Source organism: Brevibacillus fortis (genome assembly GCF_003013395.1).
Lineage (GTDB): Bacteria > Bacillota > Bacilli > Brevibacillales > Brevibacillaceae > Brevibacillus > Brevibacillus fortis.
This window is the reverse complement of sequence record NZ_PXZM01000031.1, coordinates 22,356-36,658: the sequence shown is the minus strand read 5'-3', so window position 1 is coordinate 36,658 and position 14,303 is coordinate 22,356. Positions and strand designations below refer to the sequence as shown.

General features: G+C 46.3%; 18 protein-coding genes. All 18 read right to left on the bottom strand.

Annotation, left to right across the window (positions count from 1 at the left end; all coding sequences use genetic code 11):
• Window positions 1-10 precede the first annotated feature (10 nt).
• Window positions 11-1,108 (bottom strand): flagellar biosynthesis protein FlhB, encoded by a 1,098-nt coding sequence (gene flhB, locus C7R93_RS19055; protein ID WP_106840297.1) that lies wholly within the window; start codon window positions 1,106-1,108, stop codon window positions 11-13.
• Window positions 1,105-1,887 (bottom strand): flagellar biosynthetic protein FliR, encoded by a 783-nt coding sequence (gene fliR, locus C7R93_RS19050; protein WP_106840296.1) that lies wholly within the window; start codon window positions 1,885-1,887, stop codon window positions 1,105-1,107. The genes flhB and fliR overlap by 4 nt, the downstream gene beginning before the upstream one ends.
• A gap of 3 nt (window positions 1,888-1,890) precedes the next feature.
• On the bottom strand, window positions 1,891-2,160 hold the full coding sequence (fliQ, locus tag C7R93_RS19045; protein ID WP_007719290.1) for a flagellar biosynthesis protein FliQ: 270 nt from the start codon (window positions 2,158-2,160) through the stop codon (window positions 1,891-1,893).
• Between the two features lie 30 nt (window positions 2,161-2,190).
• A complete protein-coding gene (fliP, locus tag C7R93_RS19040; RefSeq protein ID WP_106840295.1) occupies window positions 2,191-2,952 on the bottom strand; it encodes a flagellar type III secretion system pore protein FliP in 762 nt (253 codons plus the stop codon).
• Window positions 2,949-3,629, bottom strand: coding sequence for a flagellar biosynthetic protein FliO (locus C7R93_RS19035; RefSeq protein WP_106840294.1), 681 nt, complete (start codon window positions 3,627-3,629; stop codon window positions 2,949-2,951). Before C7R93_RS19035 ends, fliP begins: the two co-directional genes overlap by 4 nt.
• The gene (locus C7R93_RS19030; protein ID WP_007719294.1) at window positions 3,629-3,991 is read right to left on the bottom strand and encodes a response regulator; all 363 of its coding nucleotides are present in this window, start codon (window positions 3,989-3,991) and stop codon (window positions 3,629-3,631) included. Before C7R93_RS19030 ends, C7R93_RS19035 begins: the two co-directional genes overlap by 1 nt.
• 36 nt (window positions 3,992-4,027) lie before the next feature.
• Window positions 4,028-5,383: a flagellar motor switch phosphatase FliY gene (gene fliY, locus C7R93_RS19025; RefSeq protein ID WP_106840293.1), complete on the bottom strand. Its 1,356-nt coding sequence runs from the start codon at window positions 5,381-5,383 to the stop codon at window positions 4,028-4,030.
• Window positions 5,376-6,371, bottom strand: a complete 996-nt coding sequence (gene fliM / locus C7R93_RS19020; protein WP_106840292.1) for a flagellar motor switch protein FliM — start codon at window positions 6,369-6,371, stop codon at window positions 5,376-5,378. The genes fliY and fliM overlap by 8 nt, the downstream gene beginning before the upstream one ends.
• Before the next feature lie 39 nt (window positions 6,372-6,410).
• On the bottom strand, window positions 6,411-6,866 hold the full coding sequence (locus C7R93_RS19015) for a flagellar basal body-associated FliL family protein (RefSeq protein WP_106840291.1): 456 nt from the start codon (window positions 6,864-6,866) through the stop codon (window positions 6,411-6,413).
• A gap of 15 nt (window positions 6,867-6,881) precedes the next feature.
• Window positions 6,882-7,103, bottom strand: a complete 222-nt coding sequence (locus tag C7R93_RS19010) for a flagellar FlbD family protein (RefSeq protein ID WP_106840290.1) — start codon at window positions 7,101-7,103, stop codon at window positions 6,882-6,884.
• Between the two features lie 71 nt (window positions 7,104-7,174).
• Complete coding sequence (gene flgG / locus C7R93_RS19005) at window positions 7,175-7,993, bottom strand: flagellar basal body rod protein FlgG (protein WP_106840289.1); 819 nt, start codon at window positions 7,991-7,993, stop codon at window positions 7,175-7,177.
• Window positions 7,994-8,094: 101 nt separating this feature from the next.
• Window positions 8,095-8,490 carry a TIGR02530 family flagellar biosynthesis protein gene (locus C7R93_RS19000; protein WP_106840288.1) on the bottom strand — a complete coding sequence of 132 codons (396 nt, stop codon included), beginning with the start codon at window positions 8,488-8,490 and terminating at the stop codon, window positions 8,095-8,097.
• A gap of 23 nt (window positions 8,491-8,513) precedes the next feature.
• Entirely contained in the window at window positions 8,514-9,737 is a 1,224-nt protein-coding gene (locus C7R93_RS18995; RefSeq protein ID WP_106840287.1) for a flagellar hook-length control protein FliK, read from the bottom strand.
• A gap of 61 nt (window positions 9,738-9,798) precedes the next feature.
• The gene (locus C7R93_RS18990; RefSeq protein WP_106840286.1) at window positions 9,799-10,707 is read right to left on the bottom strand and encodes a MotE family protein; all 909 of its coding nucleotides are present in this window, start codon (window positions 10,705-10,707) and stop codon (window positions 9,799-9,801) included.
• A 12-nt stretch (window positions 10,708-10,719) separates the two neighbouring features.
• On the bottom strand, window positions 10,720-11,166 hold the full coding sequence (fliJ, locus tag C7R93_RS18985; RefSeq protein WP_106840285.1) for a flagellar export protein FliJ: 447 nt from the start codon (window positions 11,164-11,166) through the stop codon (window positions 10,720-10,722).
• A gap of 1 nt (window position 11,167) precedes the next feature.
• Entirely contained in the window at window positions 11,168-12,487 is a 1,320-nt protein-coding gene (gene fliI, locus C7R93_RS18980) for a flagellar protein export ATPase FliI (protein WP_106840284.1), read from the bottom strand.
• Window positions 12,484-13,302 carry a flagellar assembly protein FliH gene (gene fliH / locus C7R93_RS18975; protein WP_106840283.1) on the bottom strand — a complete coding sequence of 273 codons (819 nt, stop codon included), beginning with the start codon at window positions 13,300-13,302 and terminating at the stop codon, window positions 12,484-12,486. The genes fliI and fliH overlap by 4 nt, the downstream gene beginning before the upstream one ends.
• Window positions 13,286-14,299, bottom strand: coding sequence for a flagellar motor switch protein FliG (fliG, locus tag C7R93_RS18970; protein WP_007719331.1), 1,014 nt, complete (start codon window positions 14,297-14,299; stop codon window positions 13,286-13,288). The genes fliH and fliG overlap by 17 nt, the downstream gene beginning before the upstream one ends.
• Window positions 14,300-14,303: the final 4 nt, after the last annotated feature.

Here is a 14,303-nt window from a genome sequence, read left to right as displayed (position 1 = left end):
CTCCTTCCATTTATTTCACTTTCCCTTGCAGCTTGTAGACGTACGCGAGAACTTCCGCGACCGCTTTAAACATCTCTTCGGGAATTTGTTGCCCAACTTCAACTTGACTATAGAGAGCCCGGGCCAAGGGCTTGTTTTCCATGGTAACGATACGATGCTTTTTCGCTACTTCCCTTATTTTTAATGCTAGATAGTCTTGCCCCTTGGCGATTACCGTCGGTGCACTCATCGCACTTGCGTCATAGCGAACAGCAACAGCAAAGTGAGTCGGGTTCGTAATAATGACATCCGCTTTGGGAAGCTCCTGCATCATACGGCGAATGGCCATACTTCTTTGCCGTTCACGAATCTTCCCTTTGATGAGCGGATCACCTTCCGCTTGCTTATGCTCGTCCTTGAGATCCTGCTTGGACATCCGCAGATTCTTTTCATGCTCATAACGTTGATAGGCGTAGTCCAGAATCGCGAGAATGAAAAGCAATAACCCGAGATAGATTCCTAGCTTTGTCACCTCTTCGGCAGTAAACGATAAGACTGCTCCGAGAGACAATAAGGAAAGCTGTACAACTTGTTCCTTTGCATTCCACAAAATGACATAAGCGACATAGATGCCTGCGCTTATTTTTAATAAAGACTTCAGTAGCTCTACGAGCGAGCGTAAGGAAAAAATTCGTTTTGCCCCTTTAATCGGATCGATCTTTTCCAGCTTCATTTGAAGAGGCTCGGTACTAATTAGCCAGCCTACTTGCATGTAATTCACCGCAAATGCGACAAGAAAACTCAAGGCCAGGATAGGTCCTACAATTTTTATTGCTTCAAATACAATCTGCATCACGATGACTTTCAAATTCTCTTCATTTAGTTGCCACGTAGTGTATGTAATCAATGACTCACGCATCAAATCTTGAAATGTGCCTAGCATGGTAGAGCCAAGCATCATTAACAGAAAGAAAAATGCTGTCAAAGATAAGGCTGGGGAAAGATCCTGACTTTTCGCGACTTGCCCTTTTTTTCGTGCGTCTTGCTTTTTCTTGGGCGTGGCTTTTTCTGTCTTTTCCCCATTAAAAAATTGAAGATCTACTTCATAAGAAAATCTCAATTGATTCATGGTGATCCTCCGAGCGATTTCATCATTTCTGCAAGTGCCCGGAACATGTTTCCAAACAATCCGTTCAGGGTCAGCAAGAACGCAGGCATCACCACAATAAGCAGTAAAAAGCCGGCAAGCAGTTTAATGGGCAAACCCACCACAAAGATATTAAACTGCGGGACAGATTTGGCGATAATACCAAGAGAGAGATCAACCAGAAACAATGCGACGACGATAGGTGCCGCAATCATAAATGCACTTACAAACATCGTTTGAAATGTTTTTACCGCTGTCATCATGACGTTTTCGCTACCGAAAGCCGCCCACATGATGTCCACCGGTATTATCTGGTAACTACTTATCACACCTCGTATCAGCATGTGATGCCCGTCAATACTGAAAAAGTACAGGACGGCGAGAATGTTTTTGAAGTTACCTGTCACCGGGATGTATGTACCCGTTTTAGGGTCAATAACGTTTGCCATTGCGAGACCCATCTGCATATCCATCAGTCCGCCGGCAACCTGAATGGCGATAAACATCATTTCGCATATGTAACCAAGAATGACACCAACAAGTGCTTCCTTCATGACATACAGAATAAAAGTCAAATCCATCGGAATCTCGCCTTGTACCGGCAAGGATTGAAAACTGATGACGGCCATGATAAATGCAAGACCGATTTTATACTGATTCGGTACACCACGAATGGAGAAGAATGGAGCCGTTACAAAAAAAGCACTCATTCGGACAAAAACAAGCAAGAATACGGGCAGATACATCAGAAAAAGATTCATATGCTACCCAACAAAACGATGAAGGTTACCGAAGATCCCCATCGTAAAATCAAGCAGTACCCGAAGCATCCATGGGCCAGCAGCCAAGATCACAACAAATACGGCCACGATCTTTGGAATGAAAGCGAGTGTCTGCTCCTGAATTTGTGTCGTTGCCTGAAAGACGCTGACCATCAAACCAACCAGTAAGGCGACCCCAAGTGCAGGTGCCGAAATCAGCAGGATGGTATAAACAGAGCTTTGGGCAATCTGCATAAGTAATTCTTGTGTCATGCTCTACCTCCTGAGGTATTCGGAATGTCGCTAAAAACTGGTCAAAAGTGATTTCACAATGAGATACCAGCCGTCCACCATGATGAACAATAAAATCTTAAACGGTAATGAAATCATAACCGGCGGTAACATCATCATCCCCATCCCCATCAAAATACTGGAGACGATCATATCAATTACGAGAAATGGAATGAATATCATAAAACCGATTTGAAAAGCCGTCTTCAATTCACTAATGGCAAAAGCAGGGACCAGCGCATTCAATGGAATATCTTGAATCGATTTAGGTCGTTCGGCTTTTGTGTATTCCAGAAATAGCGCTAAATCTTTTTCACGCGTCTGTTTTGCCATAAATTCCTTAAACGGTATGACCGCTGCGTCTAATGCCTGCTGTTGCGTTAGCTTTCCTTGCATAAATGGCTGTACGGCAGTTTGGTTTACTTGTCCAAGTGTCGGAGCCATTATGAAAAAAGTCATAAATAGTGCAAGGGCAATCAATACCTGGTTCGGTGGCATTTGTTGAGTTGCCAGCGCATTTCGTACAAAAGACAAGACAATGACAATTCGGGCAAAACTGGTCATTAAAAGCAAAATGGCTGGAGCTACAGATAATACTGTCAAAATCAGTAACAGCTGAATGGCCGTTGATGTCTCCTGCGGTGTCCCTGTTCCGCCACCTATCTTCAAATCAATGCTCGGAACAAGCGGTGTACCCGCTGGCGCTGCCATGACCATCTCAGGTACGGATAGCAACACTGCAACAAGCATCAGCACCTGCAAAAAATATTTCATTTTTGGTCCCCTCTGTCCTGAGCTTGCTCTTTCTCCCAATGTTCTGTTTGCTGTGGACGATTTTTCAAGTCGTTCCATTGACCCTGCAACAGATCTTGAAAGCTTTTACCTTCCATATCAGAAGAAAACAAGATTTCTTCTTCTGCCTGCTTTTTCTTACCGAACGGGAGCCAATCTAGCGAGATTGGGCTTTTCATTGGTTTGATCTCTGCGTCAGCCAAGATCAGATCTACTTCTTCACCCGGTTCGATCCTACGAAGCAATTGAACATTTTCTCCCACTCCCACGATGTACAACGACTCGCCGATCATGACAACCTGCAGTGTCTTGCCACTACCTAAGGCAGTAGCGCTAATCACTTTAATCGGTCCATGACTTTGAGCACCTTGACGTCGACCAAGAAAACGGAGCAATAAAAAGATCAATACTGCAATAAAGCCAAGCGAAAAGATGACTTGAACTAGATACCCGATCATACTTCCTGTTCCGCTGCCCGGAATGGCCGCCGGCTGTTCACTGCCGGCGGGCGCATTGCTAGTTGGCACTTTTCCCTGGTTGTACGCATCCGCTACTGAACCTTCCGCAAAAACGGTACTCGGCAGGGAGGAGACGAAAAGCAACAGGATCAGACTGAAGGCTAAAATGAGTCTTGCCCCTGCATTCCGGATCATCATCATTAGCTCATTGTCTTTTTGATCGCTTCCAGAACGCGATCCGCCTGGAATGGTTTTACGATGAAGTCTTTTGCGCCCGCCTGGATCGCATCGATTACCATCGCTTGTTGTCCCATCGCGGAGCACATGATCACGCGTGCGTTAGGATCCAACTTTTTAATTTCTTTCAATGCAGAAATTCCATCCATCTCTGGCATGGTAATATCCATAGTTACGAGATCAGGTCCCAATTCTTTGTACTTTTCAACTGCTTGTGCACCGTCACTTGCTTCCCCTACGACGCTGTACCCGTTTTTCGAAAGAATTTCCTTGATCATCATACGCATGAATGCTGCATCGTCTACGATTAAAACTTTGTTAGACATGAATAGCTCCTCCCTAATACTTCCCTCTTGATTGTATTATTGTAATTTTTGAACACGATCTATCTGACTGATGATGTCTGTAACACGAACCCCAAAGTTCTCATCAATGACGACAACCTCGCCCTTGGCAATCAACTTGTTGTTTACCAAGATGTCTACATGCTCACCTGCCAGCTTGTCCAACTGTATAATCGATCCAGCGGACAAGTCAAGGATTTCTCTAATAAGCTTTTTCGTACGACCTAACTCAACAGTTACTTGCAAAGGAATGTCGTGAAGCAAGTTCAAGTTTTGTATGTCTCCTGTATACATAGGAGCACCTCCAAGCGGAGCAAATTGTGCTGGTACTACATTCGCCTGACTAGCGGCAGGACCTCCGAAATGCTGTGGTGTTGGCGGAGCCATTGGAGGCTGCTGATACATACCTGGGTACGGAGCGTAGCCTGGTGGCATCATTGGTTGTCCATACGCGTCAGGATACATCGGCTGTCCTGGGTAGCCCATTGGCTGTGCGTAACCCTGCGGTTGCTGATACATCGGCTGTTGTGGTGGTGGCGCTACAGGCGGTACGTGGCTCTGTGGCTGCTCTGGCGCACTTGGCTGGATAGAAGGAGCCGACAGACTCATAGCAGGCAGAGAAGGCATCTCTATCTCATCTATGAGGGCCGCCGCTGCTGCTTCATCCTCTGAACCTCCAACTAGTCTATCAATCATCTTTTTCGCAAAGGAGAGCGGGAGAAGCTGCATAATATTTGAATCGATAAGTTCGCCTTGCTCTCCTACCTTTAAGCGAAAAGATACTTTCACCAAAGGACTGTCATCATCAGAGAAGCTGTCTCCGCCCTTGCCTTGCGCAAGATCCATTACATCGATGCCTGGTGGTGTAATATTAATGAACTGGTTGAAAATCGTCGACATGGATGTAGCAGCGGAACCCATCATCTGATTCATTGCTTCCTGAACCGCGCTGATATGAAGCTCTGACATTTCAGTGTTCGCCGGTCTACCGTCTCCACCCATCATCAGATCCGCGATAACTGCAGCATCTTCCATGCGAATGACTAACAAGTTAATTCCTTTGAAACCATCTGTATATTCCACGTGGACTGCCACGTGAGGAATCGGAAATTCGCTTTCCAATTCATCGACATTGACTACGGTAACAGTAGGGGTTGTAATATCTACTTTTTGACTTAACAAAGTAGATAACGCAGTAGCTGCGCTCCCAAAGGAGATATTACCAATTTCTCCGAGTGCATCTTGTTCAAACGGGGACAGAAACTCGGCAACATCCTGGGTCACTACCGACACAGCTTCCTCTTCGTCCTCAACCAAGTTGTTCGCACGTAACAGCGCGTCAATCTCGTCTTGAGAAAGCATATCTCTACTCATTTTGTTCCTCCCCCTCCTCTATGACTTCATCAATCTGTACGGCCACTCTTCCTTTAAGTGTTCCTGGCTGACCCAAGAACTTTAAGTGGTCGCCCACTTTAATTTTCAACTTGTTGTCAATCGATTGATCTAATTGAATGACATCGCCTTTTTGTAGCTGCAGGAAATCTCCTACAGTAATCGTAGCCGTTCCCATTTCAGCAACAATCGGCAATTTTGCAACTTTTACTCGCTCTTCTACACGCAGACGCTCTTCTTCATCCCGCGTTTTCTTTTGTTTGGAGAACCAGTATTGTCCAGACAGCTTTGTCATGATTGGCTCTAGTACCACGTGAGGCAAACAGAGGTTGATCATTCCCGTTGTATCCCCGATTTTGGTACTAAAAGAGATTACCACGACAATCTCGTTAGGTGAGACGATCTGCATGAACTGTGGATTCATCTCCAAACCTTCCTGATACGGATCCAGCTCAATGATTTGCTTCCATGCCTCGTGGAAAGTATCCAGCGCTTTGCCGAATACGCGTTCCATCACCGTTGTTTCAATTTCCGTAAGGGCGCCCATCTTTTCCGGAATCGCCCCCTGTCCTCCCAGAAGTCGATCCAGCATGGTATAGGCGATGTTTGGATTTACTTCCAAAACCATTCGTCCTTCCAGTGGAGGGGCTTCAAAGATGTTCAAGATGGTCATCTTGGGAATAGAACGTATAAATTCGTCATACGGCAATTGATCGACGGAGGCAACCGTAATTTGCACGAAGGTACGGAGCTGAGCTGAAAAATACGTAGTCAACAGCCTCGCGTAGTTTTCATGGATTCGCGTTAAACCGCGTATCTGATCTTTTGAGAACCGCAGGGCGCGTTTGAAATCATATACTTTGATTTTACGCTCAGTTTCTTCCTTTTTCAGCTCGTTGGCATCCATTTCGCCCGAAGATAGGGCAGCCAACAGCGCATCAATCTCACTCTGTGAGAGAACCTCGGCCATATGTCGTCACCTCCTTGCTATGTATACCATAATCGCTTCCTATGACAAGACGCGTTTGGTTGTCACTACTTGAACAATCTTACCTTCTTGCATTAGGGAGCTGATTTCATTCATGATTTTTGCTTCCAGCTTGTTCACACCTTCAGTTCCTTTTATGTCTTCTGGTGTCAACCCCGCCAATGTTTTAATAATCACCTGATTGACTTGTGGCAAACGCTGCTCCAACTCTGTTTTAGCATCAGCACTGTCCGCCGTAATGCTAAAGCGTACAATCATGTAATTATTCGTTAGCAAGTTCGTAGTAATTTCGCCAGTGTCAACGGAGAACTCTTTCATTTCCTCTGCCGTTAGGGGCTTCACTTCTTGCTCTCCCGTTGTGGCTGTTTGAGCAGCCGGAGAGAGATACGTTTGCCAGAGAACAAACGAGATCACTCCCAGTAGCGATATCGCGATGATAATGATTAGAGCCATGTTAAACAATCGATTTTGAAACATCACTAATGCCTCCCGCTATTCATTTGAATCACCCGGCATTCTCGGTATAGACGTTGCCGGAGGAACATTATGATAAAAAGCCTGAACACGTTCAGCGATGGATTCCACCGAATCCTTCACGATGTACTTTCTGTCGTTGAACAGCGTAATCACGCTATCCGGAGTTGCTTCAACAGTTTCAATGTGAGTGATGTTCAGATAAAAAGTAGAGCCGTTAAATCGAGTTAACTTAATCATTGGCTGCTCCTTTCCGGATCAAGCTGGGGAAGGTTTAGAACACTTCCCCGGCTTTTTTCCGTTAAACGAAATTATCGTTTCAGGTTCACCAGTTCTTCTAGTACTGTGTCTGATGTCGTGATGATCCGAGAGTTTGCTTGGAAACCGCGTTGTGCCACGATCATTTCTGTAAATTCTTCAGAAAGGTCAACGTTGGACATTTCCAGTTGTCCTGCGATGATGCTTACTTTTGCATCTGCTGGCGTCACTGGTGTCAACGGGTCATCATCATTCGCTCCAGCGTTTACTGTGTTTTCGTAAAGATTGTTCCCAATCTTCTTCAAACCACCTGGATTATTGAAGGTCATGACCCCAATGGTATTCGCAGAGTCTAATGCACCTGTCTCATCAACCGTTGTGATGACTCCGTCTTTTCCGATGGAGTAAGAAACAATTCCATCATTTTGGTTGATCTGAATGACACCTGGATCAGAGTTCATCAGCTTCATACCTTGTGAATTTACCAGGTACCCCTCAGCATCACGTGTAAAGTTGCCTGCACGCGTATAATAGATCGTGGCTCCTTCATCCGGGCTTACCATAAAGAATCCGTCACCCTCGATAGATAGATCTGTCGGAAGGTTGGTTGTCATTGGACTACCTGCTGAGAAAACAGTATCAATAGAAGCAATGGAAGCACCAAGACCGATCTGAGTCGGGTTAGTCCCGCCCTTTCCACCAGCTGTAGGAGCCCCAGCCCCTTGAACGTTCTGGCTCAAAATATCTTGAAACATCACTCGACCCTTTTTAAAACCGACTGTGTTAACGTTCGCGATATTATTACCGATCACGTCCAATTTTGTCTGAAAACCACGCAAGCCTGAAATACCTGAGTACATAGATCGAAGCATACTAATTTCCTCCTTTACCTTCTCATTTACAGCGGCTACCTCTGTCAGTCAGTAGCCGAATGGGCTTCCTCATAAGGAGGTCCAGCCCAGTAAACAGCCACCTACACGAAAATGGCACTGTCAATGTTAGTAAATACGTTGTCCTTCATGCTGCCATCGTCTACGGCGGTAATAATTTTCCGATTTACGATGCTCACGACATAGGCCACATTATCCATCATAATGAGAGACTCTCTTGCGCCTTTGGCGGCTGCTTTTTGGACAGCGGATTCCAAACGCTCCATCTGCTGTCTTTCGAGCGTAATGCCCCGCTCCTGCAAGCGATTGACGGCATGCTGACTAAAGCTAAGTGGCTCCGCCTTGGTTGCAGCGCCAATCGATTCCGTCAAATACTGCTGAAATAACTTGTTGTTTCCCGGCGCAGTTTGGGTAGTAGCTTTTGCGACGTGATTCGTTTTCGGAGGAAAGTAGGGTTGCCCCACTCGAAAATGGTTCATGGCGCTTCCTCCTTTATCCAATCCTAGACGATGTCGTCAATGCCGCGAGCCGTTTCCCGCAATCGATTCCAAAGCACTTCAGATGATTCATTGGTGTCTACCAGGGCATCGAGAGCAAATTCTTGCTCGTCTTTATCTTGCTGTTGTCGATTCTCTTGTTGCTGTCGCGCTTGTTCACGCTGTTGTTGGAAGTTAAAAGCTGTATCCTGCTGTTGGTTTACCTCCAAGCGATCAACCTGCAAGCCTTGTTGAGTCAAAGCAGCTCGAAGCTGTGGAAGCTGGTTGTCCAGCATTTCCTTTCCAGCCTGTGTTTCGGCATGGAACTGTGCTGTAATCACTCCATTTTGAGAAGTAATCGTTACATCTACTTGACCCAAAGATTGTGGATTCAGAATCAGCCTTGCCTCATGTACACCATTGTTTTGCGTCAACTGCATTTTAGACACGAAGAGCTGTGTGACTTGCTGGGTCAGTTGATTAGCGTTCACATGATGCGTTGGGACCGACTGTTGCGAAAAGGTCTGTACAGATTGTGTCTGTGTATTAGATGAAGCAATGATCGGTGTCTGACCATTTCCATTCAACATACCCTCTTGTGCATTGCCCTCTTGATTCAAAAGGCCGCCTTGCAGGGTAGGCTGTACAGTCTGAGACTGAATCCCTGCCTCCAGCTTGTAAGCCGTGAGACCTTGGTTCAAACGCATTGGAGTAAAAGTCTTGAGCGTATCTTGCTGTGTTGTGTTCATGTTTGCCATCACATCAGATCGCAAGTTCAGTCCACTTCGTTTTGACTCCTCAGCATTTCCTTTTTGATTCTTCAGGGATTCGAGAAGAGCTGCCAGCTTCTCCAGCTCGTTTGGAGTTGCTTCCCCTTTTTTTAGGTTAGCTAGAATCTGTTTCAAATCCTCACTCACTTGATCGGCATTTCCTTGCGCTTTACCCAATAGTTGTTCAATCGCAGTCGCAAATTTTTCCTGGGCTTCAGGCGGTAATTCGTCTTGCGTAGCTTGACCGGAACCAAGTAGTTGGGCAAATAATGCCATGAGCTCAGCTAACGCTAGCATTTCCTCTTCACTTAAGCCCTCTGATGCCACCATTGTCTCTTCTGGGTTCCCCACCTGATCCAGCACCTGCATCAATTGCATGGAAAACATTTGACCTAAGCCAGTTCCTCCCGCATTCGCTACAGGTGTCGCTGTAACAGATCCTGCTGAACCTACGGCAGGAGTCAAATTGGCCACATTCATCTCGTTCACCTCCTCTTGTTAATTTGTTGCTTATAGGAACGAAAACAGATGAGTGCTCAATCTATTTTCGAAGCAACTCTGCTGTAATGCGAGCCGCCAGATTGTCTGGTTCTTTCTGTTTCTTGTCGTCACTGGCGATCGCTGAGAGAGTTTGTGCCCGTTTATCCACAGGCAAATCTTTCATTAAGGCAATAGCTTGACCCTTGTTTGTATCCATGAGTGAACGAATGATTGCAGCAGCATCCGCTGGCGGCAATTGAACAAATGTGTTCTTTAGATCCTCGTTCGATTCAGACCCATCACGCGTATTGCTCAACGCCTTTGTAAGAACATCCACACGTTGTTGTAGAGCAGCAATATCATCATCTTTGTTCACTACTGAATCTTTTAACAAGATCGAAATATCAGCAGCTTTCTTCGGTTCCATCTTAGCTAAGATGTCTGCCTGTTGTGCAGGCTTCATTTTTGTCATGACAGCAACTGACTCTTGTAGTTTTAGCTTTTCAATGATGGCTGCCGCATTCTTTGGAGACATAGTGGTATATACTTTTGCCAAGTCTGTAAATTGCTTTTGACGCTCTTCCTCAGACGTACGCTTGTCTTCCATTGCTTTGTTTACATCATCCAGTTGCTTTTCCAGTGCCGCAATGGTGGCGTCTTTCTTTGCTGACTCTTCTGTTAGCGTGGCAATCTGCTGCTGATTTTTTGTTTGATCTTGCTGCAGGTTTGCCACTTGTTTGTCCATGTCAGGCTGTTCTTCCGAATCGGGAGTAGCCGCATAATCGTCCGGGACTAATTTTTCCACGTACGGTATGGAGTTAGCCCAGTGGAGAACAGTCCCTAACACATTTACTCCGAGCAAGCTCAGGAGCACACCGCCAAGGAGGCTGGCAAACAGTGCAGGAATGACAATCATATAAAAGAACCATTCCCACCTGCCGTATTCCCGTTCTTCTTGGATTTCTTCCATTTGGAACCTCCCTCAGTAGCTTCGGCGAAGATAGAGCTGCGTACCGATCTCATCCAACTCTTTTTGCTCTCTTTGCTTCTGGTCGTCCAGAAATTGGTGGAGCGACTTTTCCCGAAGGCGTTGCCATAGTTTGGACTCTTTCATACGTTCCGTCAATCGTGACTGACATCGTTCCACATCCTGTTCACAGCCGTGCAAGGTACGTTGCTGATTCTGAATGGATCTCGCAACAGATTGCTGATATTGCGTAATAGAAATGAGCTGCGCAGCACTGCATGTCTGCAGCTGTACTTCCTGGAGCTTCATCGTCATCTCGTCATGATGCTCGGTTAGTTGAGAAAGCTTCCACTCTTCTTCGTTTTTACGCTGAATCGACTTTCCGAAAGCCCACTCTGCTTGTTCTTTTTCTTTTTCTTTTATATCAAGAACCTTTTGGAGATGAAACTGAAACACTCGCACGTTAGTTCACTCCTCCGAAATGAGCTGTCAACGCTTGGATAGCACCCTGCAAAGTAGATGGCTCATGCGTTCCTTGTGCCGTAAAGCCCGAAATGATATCTCGATAGCGAATGGCCGCATCGATTTCCCGGTTGCTCCCCGGCTTGTACGCCCCAATATTTATGAGGTCCTCCGCTTCACGAAACGTAGCCAAATGCTTTTTCAGCTGACGAGCAGCATCCAAATGGTTGCTATCGACGATTTCATTCATGACACGACTTACACTCGCCATCACATCAATAGCAGGGAAGTGACCTTTGTGAGCGATTTTTCGGTCAAGAACGATGTGACCGTCCAAAATCCCCCGCGCCGCATCCGCAATCGGATCGTTCATGTCGTCAGAATCAACCAATACGGTATAAAAGGCGGTAATACTTCCCTTATCCGCTGTTCCTGCGCGCTCCATCAGCTTTGGCAGCATCGCAAACACCGATGGCGTATAACCACGCGTAGCAGGCGGTTCTCCGATTGCCAAGCCCACTTCACGTTGTGCCATGGCAAAGCGCGTGACGGAATCCATCATCAGCATGACATTCATTCCACGATCGCGAAAATATTCCGCTATGGATGTCGCAATCATCGCTCCCTTAATTCGAATCATGGCAGGTTGATCGGAAGTAGCTACGACAACAACAGACCGCTTTAGTCCTTCTTCCCCAAGATCGCGCTCAATAAACTCCATGACTTCACGGCCGCGTTCTCCAATGAGACCAATGACATTGATATCTGCCGTAGTATTTCTAGCGATCATTCCCATCAATGTACTTTTTCCTACCCCTGATCCAGCGAAGATACCGACCCGCTGACCTTTCCCGATGGTAAGCAGGCCATCTATCGCTCTTACGCCTACACTCAATGGTTCTTGAATGCGCGGTCGAAGGATCGGATTTGGCGGCATATTGTTCGTAGGATAAGACGTTAGCCCAAATGGCAGTGAGCCTTGATAGGGTCGGCCTAATCCATCGAGGATCGAACCCAGTATTTCAGGTCCAACTTTTACATCTAACGAACGTCCTGTCGCGACCACATCACAACCTGGACCAATTTCGGTCAATTCGCCTAATGGCATTAAAAGCACTTTGTTTTCACGAAAACCAACGACTTCTGCGATGATCGGTTCCTTTGAGTTAGACGGATATAGATGGCATATCTCGCCTAATTTCACTTCTGGCCCTTGTGACTCAATGGTGAGTCCAACAACTTGCGTCACTTTGCCATTCACTCGCATCGGATCTAATCCATGCAGCATGTGCTTGTACTTCGAGAGATCTAGGATGCTCATGGAGCCTCACTTCCTCTGGCAATCGTAAGCAGTGCTTGTTTAATCTCCTCCATTTGTGTATCGATGCGAGCATCGACACTTCCTAAGGCAGTACGGATGACACATCCACCGTCTTGTACTGTATAGTCGGGGTAAATGGAGAGCTCTGCTTGTCCATCTAACAATTCCAGAAAACCAGCACGATGTTCGAGCACATAATCGAAGTACTTATGGTTGACACACACCGTAATCTCACCGTGAACACGGGAGCGGCGGAGTGCTTTTTTGGTCATTTCCAGGACCTGCTCGGGATGCTGTTGCACTTCCTGTCCAATGATTTTTTTAGCGATCTCCATGCTGAGTTCCACTAGGAAAGGCTCTGCCTCAGCTATGATCTGTTTTTTCTCGGCAAACGCTTGTTCCAAAATGGTTTTTGCTTGGCTGAGAGCAGCTGTTTGCTCCTCGTACGCCTCACGTTTTCCCGCTTCGAAGCCTGCCTCGTGTCCTTCATTCATAGCCTGATCTTGTACTTGTTGAAACAGTTGCGCAGCTTCCTGACGCTTTTGTTCCCACCATTCTTCCATCTGAGCAAGCGTCTCTTGTCTTAATTGCTCTGCTTGATCCGCAGCTTGCTGCAAGATGTTTTGCGCAGTTTCTTCTGCATCTGAGATGATCGTTTTCGCTTCGATCTCAGTTTGATTTAAAATTTCTTGATTTTCTTGCAACCTTTCGGCAACTTCTTCCGTCTTAAGTGGTACAGGCGTTACCGAGAGGAGAAAAGATTCCTCAGAAGGCCGATAATTGGCGCTTTTGATGATCCTAGACAATGATATCATCTCCTCCACCGCGGGCGATGATGATCTCACCAGCCTCCTCTAAGCGACGGATAATTGCAACGATACGAGATTGTGCCTCTTCGACGTCGCGTAGACGAACTGGGCCCATAAACTCCATTTCTTCTTTGAAGGTATCCGCCATCCGTTTGGACATGTTCCGGAAAATAACTTCCCGAACTTCTTCGCTGGATACTTTGAGAGAAAGTTGCAGATCGGCATTTTCCACATCGCGGATAACGCGCTGAATCGAACGGTTGTCGAGTGTAGCAATATCTTCGAAGACGAACATACGCTTCTTGATTTCTTCTGCCAGCTCTGGATCTTGAATTTCGAGGGAATCCAGAATCGTGCGTTCGGTTCCACGATCGACACCATTGAGTACAGCCACGATCGCTTCGATCCCGCCTGCCTGAGTGTAATCTTGGGTAACAGTGGCAGAGAGCTTTTGCTCCAATACCTGTTCAACTTGAGCGATTACTTCCGGTGAAGTACTGTCCATTGTCGCAATACGTTTCGCAACCTCTGCTTGACGTTCTTGCGGTAGAGCGGACAAGATCATGGCTGCTTGTTGAGCCTCCAGATAAGAAAGCACCAAAGCAATCGTCTGTGGATGCTCATTTTGGATAAAGTTAAGGATTTGACCTGGGTCAGCCTTTCTAGCAAAGTCAAACGGTCGAACTTGAAGGTTTGCCGTCAAGCGATTGATAATATCCATCGCTTTGGTCTCACCCAAAGCTTTTTGCAAAATTTCTTTGGCGTACGTAATCCCGCCTTGTGCAATTACCTCTTTGGCAACTGCTATCTGGTGAAATTCAGATAAAATTTTATCTTTTTCATCCGTATCCACTTTTCGCACATTGGCGATTTCTAATGTCAGTTGCTCGATCTCATCCTCACGCAAATGCTTGAACACCTGGGCAGAAACTTCCGGCCCGAGTGAGATGAGGAGGATAGCTGCCTTTTGTCGTCCTGACAACTCTTTAGCGCCGCGAGCCATACCA